Origin of the sequence: uncultured Phycicoccus sp. (assembly GCF_947495705.1) — a bacterium.
Lineage (GTDB): Bacteria > Actinomycetota > Actinomycetes > Actinomycetales > Dermatophilaceae > Phycicoccus.
Genome location: NZ_CANLZR010000002.1, coordinates 308,592 through 327,808 on the forward strand (window position 1 = coordinate 308,592; position 19,217 = coordinate 327,808).

At 72.8% G+C, this 19,217-nt stretch carries 17 protein-coding genes; 7 read left to right on the forward strand and 10 right to left on the reverse strand.

Annotation, left to right across the window (positions count from 1 at the left end; genetic code table 11):
* Positions 1-5 precede the first annotated feature (5 nt).
* The 4 genes from purH to Q0963_RS04725 form a co-directional block, all read right to left on the reverse strand.
* Positions 6-1,634, reverse strand: coding sequence for a bifunctional phosphoribosylaminoimidazolecarboxamide formyltransferase/IMP cyclohydrolase (purH, locus tag Q0963_RS04710; RefSeq protein WP_299443338.1), 1,629 nt, complete (start codon positions 1,632-1,634; stop codon positions 6-8).
* A gap of 157 nt (positions 1,635-1,791) precedes the next feature.
* On the reverse strand, positions 1,792-2,217 hold the full coding sequence (locus Q0963_RS04715; RefSeq protein ID WP_299443340.1) for a TIGR03618 family F420-dependent PPOX class oxidoreductase: 426 nt from the start codon (positions 2,215-2,217) through the stop codon (positions 1,792-1,794).
* On the reverse strand, positions 2,208-2,780 hold the full coding sequence (gene purN / locus Q0963_RS04720) for a phosphoribosylglycinamide formyltransferase (RefSeq protein WP_299443343.1): 573 nt from the start codon (positions 2,778-2,780) through the stop codon (positions 2,208-2,210). Before purN ends, Q0963_RS04715 begins: the two co-directional genes overlap by 10 nt.
* On the reverse strand, positions 2,777-4,027 hold the full coding sequence (locus Q0963_RS04725; RefSeq protein WP_299443346.1) for a DUF6350 family protein: 1,251 nt from the start codon (positions 4,025-4,027) through the stop codon (positions 2,777-2,779). Before Q0963_RS04725 ends, purN begins: the two co-directional genes overlap by 4 nt.
* A gap of 185 nt (positions 4,028-4,212) precedes the next feature.
* Here Q0963_RS04725 and Q0963_RS04730 point away from each other — a divergent pair, with 185 nt between their 5' ends.
* Together Q0963_RS04730 and Q0963_RS04735 are read left to right on the forward strand one after the other, a co-directional pair.
* Positions 4,213-4,740 (forward strand): RNA polymerase sigma factor, encoded by a 528-nt coding sequence (locus Q0963_RS04730; RefSeq protein ID WP_299443349.1) that lies wholly within the window; start codon positions 4,213-4,215, stop codon positions 4,738-4,740.
* Complete coding sequence (locus Q0963_RS04735) at positions 4,727-5,404, forward strand: hypothetical protein (protein WP_299443352.1); 678 nt, start codon at positions 4,727-4,729, stop codon at positions 5,402-5,404. Before Q0963_RS04730 ends, Q0963_RS04735 begins: the two co-directional genes overlap by 14 nt.
* A gap of 5 nt (positions 5,405-5,409) precedes the next feature.
* On the opposite strand, the gene sucD is transcribed toward Q0963_RS04735, so the two are convergent.
* The 4 genes from sucD to Q0963_RS04755 form a co-directional block, all read right to left on the reverse strand.
* The gene (gene sucD / locus Q0963_RS04740) at positions 5,410-6,303 is read right to left on the reverse strand and encodes a succinate--CoA ligase subunit alpha (RefSeq protein ID WP_299443355.1); all 894 of its coding nucleotides are present in this window, start codon (positions 6,301-6,303) and stop codon (positions 5,410-5,412) included.
* Positions 6,304-6,340: 37 nt separating this feature from the next.
* Positions 6,341-7,519, reverse strand: coding sequence for an ADP-forming succinate--CoA ligase subunit beta (sucC, locus tag Q0963_RS04745; RefSeq protein WP_299443626.1), 1,179 nt, complete (start codon positions 7,517-7,519; stop codon positions 6,341-6,343).
* Positions 7,520-7,703: 184 nt separating this feature from the next.
* Positions 7,704-9,122 (reverse strand): M20/M25/M40 family metallo-hydrolase, encoded by a 1,419-nt coding sequence (locus tag Q0963_RS04750; protein WP_299443358.1) that lies wholly within the window; start codon positions 9,120-9,122, stop codon positions 7,704-7,706.
* Between the two features lie 82 nt (positions 9,123-9,204).
* The gene (locus Q0963_RS04755; RefSeq protein WP_299443361.1) at positions 9,205-11,241 is read right to left on the reverse strand and encodes a M4 family metallopeptidase; all 2,037 of its coding nucleotides are present in this window, start codon (positions 11,239-11,241) and stop codon (positions 9,205-9,207) included.
* 199 nt (positions 11,242-11,440) lie between these two features.
* Between Q0963_RS04755 and Q0963_RS04760 the strand changes: the two genes are divergently transcribed.
* The 3 genes from Q0963_RS04760 to Q0963_RS04770 all read left to right on the forward strand — a co-directional run bounded on the left by Q0963_RS04760 (position 11,441) and on the right by Q0963_RS04770 (position 14,716).
* Complete coding sequence (locus tag Q0963_RS04760; RefSeq protein WP_299443364.1) at positions 11,441-12,373, forward strand: triacylglycerol lipase; 933 nt, start codon at positions 11,441-11,443, stop codon at positions 12,371-12,373.
* Positions 12,374-12,610: 237 nt separating this feature from the next.
* Positions 12,611-13,390, forward strand: coding sequence for a M23 family metallopeptidase (locus Q0963_RS04765; protein ID WP_299443367.1), 780 nt, complete (start codon positions 12,611-12,613; stop codon positions 13,388-13,390).
* 156 nt (positions 13,391-13,546) lie between these two features.
* On the forward strand, positions 13,547-14,716 hold the full coding sequence (locus Q0963_RS04770) for a sialidase family protein (protein ID WP_299443370.1): 1,170 nt from the start codon (positions 13,547-13,549) through the stop codon (positions 14,714-14,716).
* A 4-nt stretch (positions 14,717-14,720) separates the two neighbouring features.
* On the opposite strand, the gene pcrA is transcribed toward Q0963_RS04770, so the two are convergent.
* On the reverse strand, positions 14,721-17,168 hold the full coding sequence (gene pcrA / locus Q0963_RS04775; RefSeq protein WP_299443374.1) for a DNA helicase PcrA: 2,448 nt from the start codon (positions 17,166-17,168) through the stop codon (positions 14,721-14,723).
* Positions 17,169-17,290: 122 nt separating this feature from the next.
* Entirely contained in the window at positions 17,291-17,608 is a 318-nt protein-coding gene (locus Q0963_RS04780) for a hypothetical protein (RefSeq protein ID WP_299443377.1), read from the reverse strand.
* Between the two features lie 147 nt (positions 17,609-17,755).
* On the opposite strand from Q0963_RS04780, the gene ligD reads away from it, so the two are divergent.
* Positions 17,756-18,745: a non-homologous end-joining DNA ligase gene (ligD, locus tag Q0963_RS04785; protein ID WP_299443380.1), complete on the forward strand. Its 990-nt coding sequence runs from the start codon at positions 17,756-17,758 to the stop codon at positions 18,743-18,745.
* Positions 18,745-19,188 (forward strand): alternative ribosome rescue aminoacyl-tRNA hydrolase ArfB, encoded by a 444-nt coding sequence (arfB, locus tag Q0963_RS04790; protein WP_299443383.1) that lies wholly within the window; start codon positions 18,745-18,747, stop codon positions 19,186-19,188. The genes ligD and arfB overlap by 1 nt, the downstream gene beginning before the upstream one ends.
* Positions 19,189-19,217: the final 29 nt, after the last annotated feature.

Consider the following 19,217-nt stretch of genomic DNA (forward strand, 5'->3'; position numbering starts at 1 on the left):
CCCCGTCAGTGGGCGAAGTGGCGGGTGCCGGTGAAGTACATCGTCACCCCGGCCGCCTGCGCCGCCTCGACGACCTCGGCGTCCCGCATCGAGCCGCCCGGCGCGACGACGGCCCGCACCCCGGCGTCGAGCAGCACCTGGAGCCCGTCGGCGAACGGGAAGAACGCGTCCGAGGCCGCGACGGCACCGCCGGCCCGGTCCTCGCCGGCGCGGCTCACCGCGAGGTGGCAGGAGTCGACCCGGTTGACCTGGCCCATCCCGATGCCGACCGACGCCCCGCCGGCGGCGAGCAGGATGGCGTTGGACTTCACGGCCCGCACCGAGCGCCAGGCGAACTGCAGGTCGGCGATGGTCCGCTCGTCGGCGGGCTCGCCGCTGACGAGGCGCCAGTGGGCGCTGTCGTCGCCCCCCGTGACGGCGCCGGACTCGTCCTCGACCACGGCGTCCACATTGTCGCGCTGCTGCATGAGCAGGCCGCCGCTGATGGGCCGGACCTCGACCCCGCCGCGACCCGGGGCCGCGCACTCCAGGAGGCGGACGTTCTTCTTCCGGGTGAGGATCTCCAGCGCGTCGGGCTCGAACCCGGGCGCGACGACGACCTCGGTGAAGATCTCGGCCACCGTCTCGGCCATCGCGGCGGTCACCGGGCGGTTCGCCGCGACGATGCCCCCGAACGCCGAGACCGGGTCGCAGGCGTGCGCCTTGCGGTGCGCGTCGGCGATGTCGTCACCGACGGCGATGCCGCACGGGTTCGCGTGCTTGACGACCGCGACGGTCGGCTGGTCGCCGTGGTCGTAGGCGGCGCGGACGGCGGCGTCCGCGTCGACGTAGTTGTTGTACGACATCTCCTTGCCGTGCAGCTGCGTCGCCTGAGCCAGCCCCGGCCGCGGCTGGAAGCCGTTGGTGTACAACGCCGCCCGCTGGTGCGGGTTCTCCCCGTAGCGCAGGACGTCGGCCTTGTCCCACGTCGCGCCGACCCAGGCGGGGAAGCCGGTGCCGCCGGAGGTGTCGGTGTACGCGCTGGCCATCCACGACGCGACATGGACGTCGTACGTCGCGGTGTGGACGAACGCGTCCGCGGCGAGGCGCTTGCGCTGCTCCAGCGTGAAGCCGCCGCCCCGCACGGCCGCCAGGACCGTGTCGTACGACGCCGGGTCGGTGACGACCGCGACGCTCGGGTGGTTCTTGGCCGCCGCCCGGACCATGGACGGGCCGCCGATGTCGATCTGCTCGACGCACTCGTCCGGGGCCGCGCCGGAGGCGACGGTCGCCGCGAACGGGTAGAGGTTGACGACGACGAGCTCGAAGGCCTCGACGTCCAGCTCGTCGAGCTGGGCGAGGTGCTCGGGCTTGCGGGTGTCCGCGAGGATCCCGGCATGGACCCGGGGGTGCAGCGTCTTGACCCGGCCCTCGAGGCACTCGGGGAAGCCGGTGAGGTCCTCGACCTTCGTCACGGGCAGGCCGAGCGACTCGATGAGCGCGGCACTGCCTCCGGTCGAGACGAGGGTGACGCCCGCGTCGTGCAGCCCCTGCACGAGCTCGGGGAGGCCGGTCTTGTCGTAGACGGAGAGGAGGGCTCGGCGGACGGGGCGGACGTCCTGGCTCGGGCCGGGCGCGGTGACGGGGGCGGACATAACGGGCTCCTTGCGGGGTCGACGGTCGGTCCCGGAGCACCCAGGCGGGCGATGCCCCGACTGCAGACTTCCCGGTGGTGACCCACCCGCGCCAGTCGTCGTTCGTTCCTCAGACGTCGCCGAGTGTAGCGAGCCGGGACCGGGGCGCCGAACGGCGTCAGGCGCCGTACGGGGAGGGCGGCAACGGGTCGGGCCAGGACGCCCCGAGGACCCGGTCGACGTGGACGACGACGACGACCCGCTCAGGGTTGGGCCGGGGCTGCCGGTAGCGGGCCGCGTACCGCTCCTCGGCGTCGCGCACCGCGTCGGGGTCCTCGAGCACCTCGGTGGGCCCCTCGAGGGTGAGCCAGCGCCGGCGGTCGACCTGCGCGAGCGCCGCGCGCCGCCCCGCACGGGCCTGGACGACCTTCGCGCTCCCCCGGCTCGCGATGACCCGCGCGACGAGGGCGTCCTCGTCCCAGGTGAAGCCCACGGGCACGACGTGCGGGCTGCCGTCACGCCGCAGCGTCGTGAGCGTCGCGAGGTGCCGCTCGCGCATGAACTCCAGCGCCGCGGGCGGCAGCTCGGCCGGGGTCAGCGCCATGACGGGTCCGCGGCGAGGCCGGCGAGGACGTCGGCGAGCATCCGGCGCTCCTCGGTCTTGATCCGCTCGTGCAGGCTCTCGACGGTGTCGTCGGGCTCGACGCGTACCGCTCGCTGGTCGATGATCGGGCCGGTGTCGACCCCGGCGTCGACCCAGTGGCAGGTGCACCCCGTGACCCGCACTCCGTGGGCCAGGGCGTCGCGCACCCCGTGCGCCCCGGGGAAGCTCGGCAGCAGCGCCGGGTGGGTGTTGACGACGCGGTGGGCGGCGAGCACCGCCGGGCCCAGCACCTTCATGAACCCGGCGGAGACGACGAGGTCGACGTCGTGCTCGGCGAGGAGCCGGGCCAGGGCGCGGTCCCAGTCGGCCCGGGAGTCGAAGCCCGCGACCGGGCACACGAACGTCGGGATCCCCCGCGCGGTCGCTCGCTCGAGACCGCCGGTGCCGTCCCGGTCGGCCCCGACGACGACGACGGTGAACGGGGCATCCGCGGCGTCCAGGAGTGCCTGCAGGTTGGTGCCCGAGCCAGACACGAGCACGCCGAGGCGCAGCGCGGCGGTCACCGTCGCAGCCGCCACGCGTCGCGCAGGACGTAGCCGACCGCCCCGACGAGCAGCAGGGCGAACAGGGCGAGGGACAGGTACAGGGCGGGGGCGCCGACGCTGGCGAGCCGGAACTGCCCCAGCGAGCCGCCGCCGACGGCGTCGAGGAGGCCGACGAGCAGGGCCGCCGAGGCGCAGGCCGAGGCGGCGACCGCGAGCTTGGTGCGGAGCCGGGAGAGGCGAGCGACCGTGGCGACGGCGCGCCGGCCGACCCAGACCCCGCACGCGACGACGACGAGCACCGAGACGACCCCGACGGCGAGAGGAAAGGCTCCGGGCTGGGGCAGCGCGCCGAGGACGGGGACCAGCGGGAGCATCCCGCTCTCGACCCCACCCCACGAGACGGAGGCACCCTCGACGACGGAGAACCCGGGCCCGGCGAGGAACGAGACGGCCCAGACCGCGAGGTTCGGCAGCACCGCGACCTGGAGGCCGTCGAGGACGACCGCGCCGGTCGAGGTGGCACCGAGGTCGGCGTCCACCGCCTGGACCTGCGGCCACGCCAGCGCGACGGTGCCGAGGACGAGGACGAGCCCCACCCCGACCAGGAGTGCCGCACCGGCGACCCCCGCACCTGCGCCCCGGCGGAGGGTGTCCGGGAGGCGCGGGGTGAGCCGGGGCCCGAGGACGTCGGGGTCGTCCCGGCCGATGGGCCGCAGCGCGAGCCACAGGGCGAGGAGGGGGAGCGCGACACCCGGCGCGAGCACCGACAGCGGGCGCGGCGGGAAGGGGCCGGCGGCGGCGAGGATCCAGGCGATGCCGACGACCACGGCGTACCCGGCCCACCAGGCACCGACGGCGGCGGCGAGGGCGCGCGGGAGCAGGCCGCCCCAGTACTCGCCCTCGGTGCTCACCTGCACCATCGCCTCGCGGGCGCCGAGCCGGGCGAGGAGCAGGAGCAGTGCGGTGGCGAGCAGTGGGGTCAGCGAGATCGTGGCGGACCCGGCCCCCAGCTGGGCACCACCGGCGAGGAACCACAAGGCGGCTCCGACCCGTACGGCGTCCGTCGTCCCGGCGCCGTCGACGGGGTCCGCACCGCCGGCGAGGACGACCGGCACGACGACGACCAGCGCCGACACCAGGCCGGTGGCGACGCCGATGAGGCCGGAGCGTCGCCAGCCGGGGCCCCACGAGGGGGCGGAGTCGGCGGCGGCGTCAGCAGCACCGGCCCCGGGGAGGGCCGAACGGAGGCGGTCCACGACGGTCATCGGGACCAGTGTGTGCCACCCCCGCGCGCCGCGAGCGCCGCAACGCCGCGACGACCAGAATCGGTCCGTGGGGGGAGGTTCCTCCCGCGAACAGCCTGCCCCGGGTGCAACCGACCGCCGCTCCCGGGCGTCGGGAGCAGTGAGCCGGTGGACAGCCGGCTGACGACAGAGGGGGGTGGTGGCCGGTGCCGACGGACGAACGGACCCGTGAGTTCGACGCGTTCTACCGCGGGACGGCCCCGAGGGTGGTGCGCCTGGTGCATGCCACGACGGGCAACCTGGCGCTGGCTCAGGAGTGCACCCAGGAGGCGTACGCCAGGGCCTGGACCGACTGGGGGCGGGTCCGCGCGCACGACGACCCGCTCGCGTGGGTCCGTACCGTGGCCCGCCGGCTGGCCATCAGTGAGTGGCGCAAGGAGCGCAACCGCCAGGACGCGCACCGGCGCAGTCCGTCGCCGGTCGCCGTGGGCGCGCCCGGCCCCGACCACGTCGACGTCGTCACCGCCCTGCGCGGCCTCCCGGACGACATCCGCGAGGCGATGGTGCTCTTCTACGTAGGCGACCTGTCGGTGGAGGCGATCGCCGCAGAAACCGGCTCCCCGCCGGGCACCGTCAAGGCCCGCCTGCACCGAGGCCGCCGACGCTTGGCACCACTGCTGGCCCCCCACGACACCGTCACCGCCACCCGGGAGGACGACCATGACCCCCGATGAGCAGCCCTGGACCACTGCCCAGGACGACGCGCTGCGGTCCGCGCTGGCCGCTGTGGAGCTCGAGGCCGACGAGGCCGCGCTCGCGGAGCCCGCGTTCGTCCGCGCGGCCGGCGACCGGATGCGGCGCCGCAGGATGCTCGCGTGGACGGCCGCGGCCGCCGTGGCGGTCGTCGGCGTCGCCGGGGTCGGGTTCGCAGTCACCGGGCGGGCGGACGACCGACGCCTCGTCATCGCCACGCCGTCCACCACGGCAACCGCGAGCCCGAGCCCCGACACCTCCTCCAGCCCCACGTCCACCCCGACCAGCACACCCACGGCGACGCCGACCGGCTCCGCGGCGCCCAGTCGGACGCCGGCACCGAAGAACTCAGTGACGCCGCCGCCCCCGGTATCGACATCACCCGTCACCCGGTCCTGCCCGACGGTGGTCTTCACGCCGAACTCCGGAGACGGGGCGTATCAGGTCCGAGCCACGAACGTCACGTGCGACGAGGCCGAGTCGCTCATCCGCGCCGTCGACGAGGAGAACGGCTACCCGACGCCGTCGTCCATCGACGTCGACGGGTGGCACTGCACGTCTGAGGCCGTCGTCCCCGGGCCCAAGTATGTATACGACTGGCGCTGCGTTCGGGGTGCCGACCGGGTGAGCTGGCAGCGCAGCTGACGGCGTCAGCGGGCGAGCGACTCCATGATGTGGCGCATGAGGTCGGCGGTCTCGGACGGCGTCTTGCCGACCTTGACTCCGGCGGCCTCGAGGGCCTCCTGTTTGGCCGCGGCCGTCCCCGACGAGCCCGACACGATGGCGCCGGCGTGGCCCATCGTCTTGCCCTCCGGGGCCGTGAAGCCCGCCACGTAGCCGACGACGGGCTTGGTGACGTGGTCCTTGATGTAGGCCGCGGCCCGCTCCTCGGCGTCGCCGCCGATCTCACCGATCATGACGATGGCGTCGGTGTCGGGGTCGTTCTGGAACGCCTCGAGACAGTCGATGTGCGTCGTCCCGATGACCGGGTCGCCGCCGATGCCCACGGCGGAGGAGAAGCCGAAGTCACGCAGCTCGTACATCATCTGGTAGGTCAGCGTGCCCGACTTGGACACCAGCCCGATCCGGCCGCCGCCGGAGATGTCGGCGGGGATGATGCCGGCGTTGGAGACCCCGGGGCTGATGAGGCCGGGGCAGTTCGGGCCCACGATGCGGGTCGTGCCCTTCTCCTTGGCGTAGTTGTAGAACTCCGCGGTGTCCTTGACTGCGACGCCCTCGGTGATGACGACGCACAGCGGGATGCCCGCGTCGATCGCCTCGACGGCGGCGGCCTTGGTGAAGGCGGCCGGGACGAAGACGACGCTGACGTTCGCGCCGGTCGCCTCCATCGCCTCGGCGACGGTGCCGAACACGGGGACGGTGACGCCGCCCTCGAACTCGACCTCGGTGCCGGCCTTGCGGGGGTTGACGCCTCCGACGATGGCGGTGCCGGAGCGGAGCATGCGCTGGGTGTGCTTCATGCCCTCCGAGCCCGTCATGCCCTGGACGATGACCTTGGAATCAGCGGTGAGGAAGATGGCCATGGGTGTTGTCTGCTCTCTCTTGGTCGCTGCTCGTCGGTCAGTTCTGGGAGGCCAGCTCGGCGGCCCGGCGCGCGGCGCCGTCCATCGTCGCCTCGATGATGACGCGCGGGTGGTTCCGCTCGGCGAGGATGCGGCGGCCCTCCTCGACGTTGTTGCCGTCGAGCCGGACGACGAGCGGCCGGTCCTCCTCGTCGCCGAGGGCGTCCAGCGCACCGACGATGCCGTTGGCGACCGCGTCACAGGCGGTGATCCCGCCGAAGACGTTGACGAAGACGCTCTTGACCTGCGGGTCGGAGAGGATGACGTGCAGCCCGTCGGCCATGATCTCGGCCGACGCGCCGCCGCCGATGTCGAGGAAGTTCGCGGGCTTCTGGCCGCCGAACTCCTCGCCGGCGTAGGCGACGACGTCCAGGGTGCTCATGACGAGCCCGGCGCCGTTGCCGATGATGCCGACGGACCCGTCGAGCTTGACGTAGTTGAGGCCCTTCTCCTGGGCAGCGGCCTCGAGCGGGTCGGTGGCCGAGGAGTCCTCGAGAGCGGCGTGGTCCGGGTGGCGGAAGTCGGCGTTGGCGTCGAGGGTGACCTTGCCGTCGAGGGCGATGATCTCGCCGGACTCGGTCTTGACGAGCGGGTTGACCTCGACGAGCGTCGCGTCCTCATCGCGGTAGACCGCCCACAGCGCCTTGAGAACGGGCTCGACCTTCGCGGCGACGTCGGGCTCGAAGCCCGCCGCCTCGACGATCTCGCGGGCCTTGGCGTCGTCGATGCCGACGTTGGGGTCCACGGCGACCTTGGCGAGGGCCTCGGGACGCTCGACGGCAAGCTGCTCGATCTCGACGCCACCCTCGGTGCTGCACATCGCGAGGTAGGTGCGGTTGGCCCGGTCGAGGAGGATCGAGAAGTAGTACTCCTCGGCGATCTGCGCGCCCTGGGCGATCATGACGCGGTGGACGGTGTGGCCCTTGATGTCCATCCCGAGGATGGCGCGGGCGTGCTCCTCCGCCTCGTCGACGGTCTTGGCGAGCTTGACGCCGCCGGCCTTGCCGCGCCCCCCGGTCTTCACCTGGGCCTTGACGACGGTCACCCCGCCGCTCGCGGCGCCGACACGCTCGGCGGCGTCCCTGGCCTCCTCGGGCGTCGTCGCGACGGCCCCCGCGAGCACGGGCACGCCGTGCTTCTCGAACATGTCACGGGCCTGGTACTCGAAGAGGTCCACGAGGCGATCCGTCCTCACTGTCGGCAATGGTGGTCCGCACGGCAGCGTATCGGCGCCCGGGGCCGGCCACCGCACCGGAGGCGGCCGATGGGTCCAATCTCACCCCCGGCGGCGGCCCGCGCACCACGGGCGGTGTGCCACCGGCGACCAGCGGCACACCGCCCGGGTCACGGGCGCGGGGTGCTCACGACACCGTGACCGCGGTGTCGTCGACGACGAAGGAGGTCTGCAGGCTCGGGTCCTCGGTCATCGTGAACCGAACCGTGACCGTCCTGCCCCGGTACGCCGTGAGGTCGAACGTCTTCTGGGTGTACGTGGCGTTGGTGCCGACGTTCGAGTAGGTCGCCAAGGTCGTCACCGCACCGCCGTCGACGACCTGTGCGCGCATCGTGTCGTAGGCCGTCGCCCCCGTCTCGGCGGTGTCGGTGCGCAGCCAGAAGGACAGCGTCGCGGTCGTCGCGGAGGACGGGACGGCCACGCTCTGGCTCACCGTCTCCGTGCTCGACGAGCCGTTGCCACCGAGCCACAGCTTCCACGACCCGGTGCGCGCCGGGCGTCCGGTGTTGGCGGTGATGGGCCCGCTCGTCCCGGTCCACACCGTCGCGCCGGACTCGAAGCCCGGGTTGCCCAGCAGGTTGCCGCCGGTGGGCGGCGGGGTGCCGCCGCCGAGGTCCTTGGCCGCGTAGAGCCACAGCATGTGGCCGATGAGGTCGGCGCCGCGGTCGAGCGCCGTCACGTTGATGTTCGACGTGGTGTCGCACGACGCGTGGTAGCAGGGGTCGAAGGCGGCGTTCGCGGTCCCGCCCCACTTCTGTGCTTGGGCCGTTGTCTTCCTGGCCTCGGCGCCGCTGAAGATCCCCGATGTGGCGATCCCGTAGGTCCGGAAGGCCGCGTGGTCGCTGCGTCCCTGGACGTCGATGTACTCCCACGGGATGCCCTTGGCGGTGTACCAGGCCGTCAGGTCGTCGCGGGCCGTGTTCCCCACCGGGTTGTCGTCGTAGACGAAGTAGCCCGGGTTCGTCGAGCCGATCATGTCGTAGTTGAGGTACAGCTCGATCTTGTTCTTCTCGCTCGTGGGCAGCGTGTTCATGTAGTGCTTCGAGCCGAGCAGCCCCAGCTCCTCGGCGCCCCAGAAGCCGACCCGGATCGTGTTGCGTGGGGTCAGCCCGCCTGCGGCGTAGGCGAGCGCCGCTTCGAGCACCCCGGCGGAGCCAGAGCCGTTGTCGTTGATGCCGGCGCCGTTGGCCACGCTGTCGAGGTGGGCTCCCATCATGACGACGCTGTCGGGGTCCCCGCCCGGCAGCTCGGCGATGAGGTTGTACGACGTCCCGGCACTCGTGCTGAACGACTGGGTCGTCGTCGTGAAGCCGGCGGCCTGGAGCTTGCCCTTGACGTAGTTGACGGAGGCGAGGTACCCCGGCTTCCCGGTCCCGCGGTTGCCCCCGTTGGCGGTCGCGATGGACTGGAGCTGGCTCAGGTGGGCCTGGACGTTGGCGACCGAGATGTCCGGGGCGGCGGCGTGGGCGGGCGGGGAGGTCCCGGTGAGGGCCGACAGCGCGAGGGCTGCGGCAAGGAGCGGGGCGACGGACCGGGACGTGCGCATGTGGGTCTCGTTTCTGGCAGGGCCGGATAGGAGTGGGCCGGCCCGTGCCGGGCCGGCCCACTGCTGGTGGTGGTGGAGGTGCTCAGCTGACGGTGAGCGCGGTGTCGTCGACGACGAAGGACGTCTGGAGCGTGACGTCCTCGTTCATGAGGAACTTCACCGTGACCGTCTTGCCCTTGTGGGCGGTGAGGTCGAAGCTCTTCTGCACGTAGGTCGAGTTCTTGTCGAGGTTGCTGTACGTCGCGAGCGTCGTCGTCACCCCCCCGACCACGATCTGCGGCTTCATCGTGTCGTAGGCCGACGACGAGGTCGTCTCCGAGGAGTCGATGCGCACCCAGAAGCTGAGGACGGCCGAGGTGGCGGTCGACGGGATGGTCACCGTCTGCTGCTCGGTCTCGGTCGAGGTCGAGCCGTTGCCACCGAGCCACATCTTCCAGCTGCCGGTGCGGGCCGGGCGACCCGTGTTGTTGGTGATCGGGCCGGCGGTGCCGGTCCACACCGTGGCGCCGGACTCGAAGCCCGGGTTGCCGAGCAGGTTGCCACCGGTGGGCGGCGGGGGCGTCCCACCGCAGGTCTCGGACCCGGCCGCGACGCTGATGGCCGAGAACGCGGCGGCGACGGCGGTGCACTGCGCCGAGCCGGTGCCGTAGAGCTCCTTGGCCGAGGCGATGGCGCCGTTGCGCGCGGCCGCGTAGGTGCTCGACGACGTGAGCTTCGTGGCCAGCGTGCGGTACCAGATCTTCTCCATCGCCGCGCGGCCCGCACCGGTCACCGTGGAGCCGTTGCACGTCGGGCTGTTGTAGGAGACGCCGTTGATCGTCTTCGCGCCGCTGCCCTCGGAGGCGAGGTAGAACCAGTGGTTGAGCGGACCCGAGGAGTAGTGCGGGTCGAGGTTCTTGGTCCCGCTGGTCCAGCAGTCCTGGCTCTTGCCGTCCTTGGAGGGCTTGTCCATGTAGCGCAGCGGGGTGCCGTTGCCGTTGATGTCGATCTTCTCGCCGATGAGGTAGTCCCCCACGTCGGAGGAGTTGCTGGCGTAGAACTCGACCGCCGCACCGAAGATGTCCGAGGTGGCCTCGTTGAGGCCGCCGGACTCACCGGAGTAGATGAGGCCGGCCGTGTTCTCGGTGACGCCGTGGCTCATCTCGTGGGCGGCGACGTCGAGCGAGGTGAGCGGCTTGTTGTTGCCGGCGCCGTCGCCGTAGGTCATCTGGGTTCCGTCCCAGAAGGCGTTGACGTAGGCGTTGCCGTAGTGGACCCGGCTGCGGGCCCCGGTGCCGTTGTTCCAGATGCCGGCGCGGCCGAGGACGCCGTTGTAGTAGGCGTACGTCTTCTCGGCGCCGTACTGCGCGTCGACACCGGCGGTCTGCCGGTTGCTGGGCGCCCCGGTGCCCCAGACGTTGTCGGCGTCTGTGAACTGGGTACCGGCGCCCGAGGTCCCTCCGTTGAGGTCGGTCGTGTAGTTGCCCACGCTGTCCTTGAGCAGCCAGTTCGAGCCGCTCTGGATCGTGTTGAGCGTGACCGTGCCGGAGTACATCGAGTGGCCCGTGCCGTTGACGATCTCGTCCCAGCTCGTGATGACCTCGCCCCGCTCGGCGTCGACGATCGTGTGGAGCCGGCTCGGGGTCTGGTCCGCCTTGACCCCGGTCGTCACGACGTCGTAGGCGAGGGTCGGGGTGCCTTCGCCCGCCCAGACGACGAGCTCGGCGTCCGAGGTCTTCCCCGCGGCCTTGGAGCGGGCTGCGCCCTTCGCCAGGGCCGTGGACCGAGCGACCTTCGGCGTCGTCGTACGGGCCCCGACGGCGGCGTGCTCGGAGTTGAAGCGCGCCTCGCGGACCTTGCCCTTGCTGGACTTCTCGACGATCAGGTCGCCGCCGACGACGCGCAGCCCGCGCCAGGTGCGGTCGTAGCGGACGTGGGTGGTGCCGTCAGGGTCGGTGACGACCGAGCGGGTCACGAGCTTCTCGGCGGCGTCGAGGCCCAGGGCCGCGTGGTCGGAACCGGGGGAGCTCGCGGCGGAGGCGGCCGTGGTGGGGCTGCCGGCGGCGGTTGCGGCGGATACGCCGCCCACCATCGTCACGAGGGCCGCGCCCAGGGCGAGGCCGGGGGTGAGTCGTCTCACGGGGAAGGTCTCCTTCATGGAGGGACGCCCGGGTTCCGGGCACGAGGGGAAACTTCCTCCCGCGCATCCCCTTCCGACAATGGTTCTTGCGAAGAATTGACCGACCTGCCGGAACTCTTTACCCGGCGCCGTGTCGGCCTTGACCTTCCCTCAGGTCTCGCTGAGAAGAGTGGACAAGGGGCCGTACAGTGTGCCCGCGATGGCGACGTGGCCGCTCCGACCCCCGGTCGAGACCCACCCGGACGAGACGTCGGGCCCGGTCTCGGCCCTCGCCTGCGTGCGGGCGGCCGCGCGGGGCGTCGCCGCGCTCGCCGACCCGGCCGTCCTCGCGGGCGCCGCGGTCGAGGCGGTCTGGCTGGGCGCCCATGTCGCCACCTGGCCGGTCGGGCTCGTCACCGGGGCCGGGCGGCCGCCCGAGCCGTCGTACCGGCTCGAACATCTGCCCCCGGTGCAGCGCGGGCTGCTCGTGTCCGACGTGGAGGCGGCCGGGACGCCGATCCTGCTGGTCCACGGCGTGGTGAGCAACCGGTCGATCTTCACCCTGCTGCGCCGCGGGCTCACCCGGCGGGGCTTCTCCAACGTCTTCGCGATGAACTACTCGACGGTCGCGACCGACGTCCGCACCGCCTCGCTCCGGCTCGCCGAGGAGGTGGAGCAGATCGCCGCGGAGACCGGGTTCGAGCGGATCCACGTCATCGGGCACAGCCTCGGCGGCCTCATCGCCCGCTACTACGTGACCCGCCTCGGGGGCGACGCGCGGGTGCACACCCTGGTGACCCTCGGGACGCCGCACGAGGGCACCCGGGTGGCGTACGCCGTCCCGACCCGGCTGGCGCGGCAGATGCGTCCCGGCAGCGGGCTCATGCGCGAGCTGGCGCGCCCGGCCCACGGCTGCCGCACCCGGTTCATCTCGTACTGGTCCGACGCCGACGCCGCGATCTTCCCGCAGCGGTCCGCGGCCATCCGGCACCGCGACCTGACCGCCCGCAACGTGCGGCTCCACGGCGCCGGCCACCTGACATTGCCCATGCTCGGCGACGTCGTGCACGGGATCTCGGCGGCCCTCGCGCAGCTCGACGCCGACGGCACCACCGTGCGGAGCGGAGCGACGCCGCTGTCCCGCCGGGACTGAGCCGTGACCGGCTCCTGACGATCTCCAGAAGTTCCTGAGAGAACCCCGAGATTCGCCAAACGTTCGACAAACCGGGGTTTGCCCAGGTCACATGGGCCATACCCGCCGCGACGAGTGCTAAACCCGACGCGACACTCTCAGGATGTGAGTTCCGGTCACGGAATGGTCACGCTACGGTGGACGAGCCCGCCAGGCATGTTCTGCCCCACCTCTCACCCCCCTGAGGTTCATCTCTCCGTGAGTTCCCGGTCCTACCGCGGCCGCCACTCCGGGCGCCACCGCGCCCCGTCCCGTGGCCTGCGCCTCCCTCGCGCGTTCGGCGCCGGCTTCGTCCTCCCGACGACGGCCGCCGCCGCGCTCGTGGTGACGGCCACCGGGGCCAGCGTCGCGGAGTCGGCCGCACCCCCCACCTTCGACCTCAACGGTCAGCAGACGGCCATGGCGCGGACCCAGGAGGCGGCCGACGAGGCGACCTCCACCGAGATCGCGGTCCGCCGCGCCGACGCGGCCCTGTCCTCCGCCGCTCTCCAGGGCCGCGCCGAGGCCCAGCAGCGCGCCGCCCGCGCCGCCAAGCGCAAGGCCGCCCAGGAGGCCAAGGCCCGCGCCGAGGCCGAGCGGCGGGCGAAGAAGTGGGTCCGCCCGATCAGCGTCTGGAACGTCACGTCCAACTTCGGCTGGCGCTGGGGCAAGAACCACGACGGCATGGACCTCGGCGCCCCCACCGGCACTCCCCTCGTCGCCATGTCCAAGGGCAAGGTCATCAAGGCCGGCTGGGAGGACAGCTTCGGCTACAAGGTCGCGATCCTGTACTGGGACGGCAGCGTCTCCTGGTACGCCCACATGAGCCGCATCGACGTCGCCGCCGGCCAGGAGGTCCTCCCGGGCGAGCAGGTCGGGCTCGTCGGCAACACCGGGCACTCGTTCGGGTCGCACCTGCACCTCGAGATGCAGGCCGCGCCCACCGGCGACAACCCCCTCGACCCCGTGCCCTGGCTGAAGGACCACGGCCTCTGGTGACCCGGCGCCTCGGCGCCGACACCCCTCGGACCCCGGCCATCGGCCGGGGTTCTGTCATGTCCGGCCGCCTTGCCGAACCGCCGCCCGCTCGGAACACTGGGACGAGCCCCCCGCCGGTCACCCGGCGCGAGCGGGACCGAGGAAAGGGGTGGCTCCATGGACGGAGCGACAGTCCACTTGCTGGTGGGGACGACGAAGGGCGCGTTCGTCATCGACGGCGACGCCGGGCGCACGCGCTGGACGGTGCGGGGCCCGTTCTGCGACGGGTGGCCGGTCAACCACGTCATCGGTGACCCCGACACGGGGATGATGTGGGCCGGCGGCGGGGGCGACTGGTCGGGGGCGGGGGTCTGGCGCTCCGGCGACGGCGGACACACCTGGGACCTCACCAAGCTGACGTCCGGGCAGATGGACGCGTGGGCCGCCGGTGACCCCGAGTTCGCCGCCTCCATCGGGTGGACCGAGACCGCGCCACCGTTCGGGGAGGACTTCGTCCAGGTGTGGTCGCTGGGACGGGCCGGTGGCCGGCTCTACGCGGGGATGAAGCCCGCGACCCTGCTCGTCAGCGACGACGACGGTGCCACGTGGGAGGTGGTCAAGGGGCTCACGGACCACCCCTCGGCCGCCGACTGGGGCCCCGGCGCCGCCGGGTTGGTCCTGCACACGATCGTCGCCGACCCCGCGGACCCCGACAGGCTGTGGGTCGGCATCTCGGCCGCCGGCGTGTTCGCCTCCGAGGACGGCGGCGTCACGTGGGAGCGGCGCAACGACCTCGCCGATCCCGCCGACGGCGAGGGTCACACCCACCCGGCCGCAGCAGCGGACGGGCACACCGGGTTCTGCGTCCACCACCTCGTCCGGGCCGCCGGCGAGGGCGACCTGCTGTACCAGCAGAACCACCACGGGGTCTGGCGCTCCAGCGACGGCGGGCGGCGCTGGCACGCCGTGACCGCCGGCCTGCCCTCGACGTTCGGGTTCCCGATCCGGGTGCATCCCCGCGACGGTCGGACGATCTGGACGGTGCCGCTCAACGGCGACACCGAGGGTCGCTACCCGCCGGACGCCGCCGCCGCCGTGTGGCGCTCGCGGGACGGGGGCGCCTCGTGGCAGGACCTGCGCGACGGCCTTCCCCAGGAGTCCTGCTTCTTCACCGTGCTGCGGCAGGCGATGGCCGGCGACGGCGGCGACCCCGCCGGGGTCTACTTCGGCACCAACACCGGCTCGGTCTTCGCCAGCCGCGACGAGGGCGACACCTGGGACGAGATCGCCCGGCACCTGCCGACCGTCCTGGCCGTCGAGGCGTTCGAGCCCGCCCGCGGGCGCTGACGGGTCAGAGCTTCTCGAGGGGGGCGAAGCGCAGGACGAAGCGCTTGACGCCGAGCTCGGCACCGAAGTCGACCTCGGCCTGGGTCTTGTCGCCCTCCCCCATGGTCCGCACCACGGTGCCGAGCCCGTAGGTGTCGTGCGTGACGCGGTCGCCCGAGGCCAGGTGGATGATCGGGCGGTTGCCCGGGGACCGCACCCCCGGCCGCGCGGCGAGGGTCGCGACCGCCGGCCGCTGGTCGCGCCGCCCGACGGCCGCGGCCCCGCTGAGCTCGCGCTCCCACTCGAGCAGCTCGGTGGGGATCTCGTCGAGGAACCGCGACGGCGGGTTGTACTGCGGTGCCCCCCAGGCCGACCGGACCGCGGCCCGTGAGAGGTGCAGCCGCTCGCGGGCTCGTGTGATGCCGACGTAGGCCAGGCGCCGCTCCTCCTCGAGCTCCTTGGCGTCGCCGAGGCTGCGCAGGTGGGGGAAGGTGCCGTCCTCCATCCCGGTGAGGAAGACGACCGGGAACTCCAGGCCCTTGGCGGTGTGCAGGGTCATCAGGGTGACGACGCCCTGCTCCTCGGCCTCGGCGTTGTCGGGGATCTCGTCGGCGTCGGCCACGAGGCTCACCCGCTCGAGGAAGTCCTCGAGCGTGACGACCTCGCCGGTCTCGCGGCGGGCCTCGTCGAACTCCCGCGCGACGGCGACGAGCTCGGCGAGGTTCTCGACGCGGGTCTCGTCCTGGGGGTCGTGGCTGTCGCGCAGCTCGGCGAGGTACCCGGTGCGGTCGAGGATGGCCTCGAGGAGGTCGCCGACCCCGGCGTCCTCGTCGTCGCGGACCCGGCCGAGGTCTTCGAGGATGGTCGTGAAACCGGTGATGGCCGCGACCGAGCGGGTGGCGATCCCCGGCGCGTCCTCGGCCCGGGCGAGGGCGGCGACGAACGGGATGCGCTCGCGGTCGGCGAGGGCGACGAGGCAGGCCTCGGCGCGGTCGCCGATGCCTCGCTTGGGCACGTTGAGGATCCGGCGGAGGTTGACCGTGTCGGTGGGGTTGGACAGCACCCGCAGGTAGGCCAGGGCGTCCTTGACCTCGCGCCGCTCGTAGAACCGGGTGCCGCCGACGACCTTGTAGGGCAGCCCGACCCGGACGAAGACCTCCTCGAGGGCACGCGACTGGGCGTTGGTGCGGTAGAAGACGGCGACGTCGCCGGGGCGGGCCTGGCCCGCGTCGGTGAGGCGGTCGATGGTCCGCGCCACGAAGGACGCCTCGTCGTGCTCGTTGTCGGCCACGTACCCGACGATGCGCGCGCCGTCGCCGCTGTCGGACCACAGGTTCTTGGGCCGGCGGCTCTCGTTGCGGGCGATGACGGAGTTCGCCGCCCGCAGGATCGTCTGGGTGGAGCGGTAGTTCTGCTCGAGGAGGATGGTGCGCGCCTGGGGGTAGTCCTCCTCGAACTCCTCGATGTTGCGGATCGTGGCGCCGCGGAAGGCGTAGATGGACTGGTCGGCGTCGCCGACCACGACGAGCTCGCTCGGGGCCACGCCGTGCTCGCTGCGGGTCTGCTCGGAGCCGACGAGCTCGCGGACCAGCTGGTACTGGGCGTGGTTGGTGTCCTGGTACTCGTCGACCATGACGTGCCGGAACCTGCGGCGGTAGTGCTCGCCGACGTCGGGGAACGCCTGGAACATGTGCACCGTCGTCATGATGATGTCGTCGAAGTCCAGGGCGTTGGCCTGCCGGAGCCGCCGCTGGTACTCGGTGTAGGCCTCGGCGAGCATCTGCTCCTGGTGCGTACCCTCCTGCGCGACGCGGCTCGCGAAGGTCTCTTCGTCGACGAGCTCGTTCTTGAGGTTGGACACCTGGTGGCCGAACGCGCGGGGGTTGTACCGCTTGGGGTCGAGGTCCATGTCGCGCAGCACCATCGCCATGAGCCGCTGGCTGTCGGCGGCGTCGTAGATCGAGAACGACGAGCGCATCCCGACCTTGTCGGCCTCGCGGCGCAGGATGCGGACACAGGCGCTGTGGAAGGTGAGAACCCACATGGCGCGGGCGCGCGGGCCCACGAGCGTCGCGACGCGCTCGCGCATCTCGGCCGCGGCCTTGTTCGTGAAGGTGATGGCCAGGACCTGCCCCGGCTGGACGCTGCGATCGGCGAGCAGATGAGCGATGCGGTGGGCGAGGACCCGGGTCTTGCCGGACCCGGCGCCGGCGACGATGAGCAGCGGCGGGCCCTCGTGCAGGACGGCCGCCCGCTGCTGCGGGTTGAGGCCCTCGAGCAGGGCCGCGGCATCGACGTGAGGGGTGGGACCGGCCGGCCCGCCGTCGGGTCCGCGGCCCGCAGCCGCCGCCTCGGCCCACGTCGGGACGCCCGCGGCGTTGACGAGGGCCGCATGGGCGCTCGCGTGGGTGGCGGGGTCGACGTGGGGGTCGGGTGTGGCGCCGAAGTCGAGGCCGTCGAAGAGGGTGCTCATCGTGGACCAACCCTACGTCCCGGTGCCGACCTCCGGCACGACCCGCGGCGCCGGCCGGGGACCCGACGGCGGCCGGGCCCCCTCGACAGGGACCCGGCCGCCGTGAGCGGGGTGCGAGGGGGTCAGCCGCACCAGGGGTAGACGAAGAGGCTGTTGTCGCCCGCCCGGTGGTCGGCGAGGAGGAGCTTGAAGGGGATGGGGTCCGGGACGCCGGAGATGTCGGCGCCGGGGCGCACCGTGACACCGAGGCTCACGGCCGTCCCGATCGCGACGCCGTTGTCGCGGACCGCCTTGAAGGCGCCGATGCTCTTGAGGGTGGCGATGCCGGCGGCCTGGCAGCGGCCGTCCGCCGGTGCGGCGCTGGCCGCGCTTGCCCCCACGGCGGTCAGTCCGGCAGCGGCCAGGGCTGCAGCGGCGATGCGGGTACGGGTGCGGATCATGAGTGACTCCTTTGTCGGGCTCGACCGGGGCTCTCCGGCTGATGTCGTTCGACGTTAGACGTTCCGCGTTCCCGTGTCTAGTGTTTGTCCAATGTTTGTTCAGGGAGGCCGACCCCGTCTGCCGACCCGAGCCCCTACGGTGGGCGGGTGGCCTCGCGCAAGGGTGAGTTCGGGGAGCCGGTGGTCCTCGACGTCGACGGCTTCGACGTGCGCGTCTCCAGCCCCGAGCGGGTGTACTTCCCGGCCCGGGGCGAGACCAAGCTCGATCTCGTCCGCTACTACCTGTCGGTGGGCGACGGCATCGTCAACGCGCTGCGCGAGCGGCCGTGCATGCTGCACCGCTTCCCCGACGGGGTCGCCGGGCAGAAGGTGCACCAGAAGCGCCTCCCGCGCGGCGCGCCGCCGTGGGTCGAGACCGTCCGGCTGCACTTCCCCCGGTACGGGCTGCACGCCGACGAGCTGTGCGTCACCCGGCTCGCTGACGTCGCCTGGGCCTGCCAGATGAGCACGGTGGAGTTCCATCCGTGGAACAGCCGTCGTGCCGACACCGAGAAGCCCGACGAGTGGCGCATCGACCTCGACCCGATGCCGGAGGCGCCGTTCTCCCGGGTCCGGCGGGCCGCGCACGTCACCCACGAGGTGCTCGACGAGCTCGGCGCCGTCGGGTGGCCGAAGACCAGCGGGGGCCACGGGCTGCACGTGTACGTGCGGATCGCCCCCGACCACGGCTTCAGCGATGTCCGGCGGGCCGCGCTCGCCTTCGCACGGGAGGTCGAGCGGCGCATCCCCGAGGACGTGACGACCACGTGGTGGCGCAAGGACCGCGACCCCGAGGCCGTCTTCCTCGACTACAACCAGAACGCCCGCGACCACACCATCGCGGCGGCCTACTCGGTGCGGGGCAACGACATCGGCACCGTCTCGGCCCCCATCACCTGGGCCGAGGTCGACGACGTGGAGCCCGACGACTTCACGATCGCGACGATGCCGGACCGGTACGCGCGCCTCGGCGACCTGCACGCCGGCATCGACGACGCGGTGTTCGACATCGCGCCCCTGCTCGAGTGGGCGGAGCGGGACGAGGCCGAGGGGGCGCAGGCGCCGCCGGAGCCCGAGGACGACACCGGGAAGCCCTGATGGACCTCGTCGTCCCGCCGGGCCCCGGGGTCCCCCAGGGGCTCACCGTGCCCGGCTCCGAGCTCGTCGAACGCTTCTCGCGCTCGTCGGGCCCCGGCGGCCAGGGGGTCAACACGGCCGACAGCCGGGTCGAGCTCGAGCTCGACGTCGAGGGTCTCGGGCTGCTGACGCCGACGCAGCGGCGCCGGGTACTGACGGCGCTCGAGGGCCGCCTCGTCGACGGCCGGCTCGTCGTGACGGCGTCCGAGCACCGGCAGCAGCGCCGCAACCGGGTCGCCGCCCGCGACCGGATGGCCGACCTGCTGCGCGAGGCGATGGCCCCACCGCCCCCGGCCCGCCGGGCGACCCGGCCGACGCGCGGCTCCATGGAACGTCGGCTCGCCGCGAAGAAACGGCGCGGCGACCTCAAGTCCGCCCGGAGCCGACCGCCGGCCGACGCCTGACGCTCAGGCGCGCCGGCGCGGCCACGGCG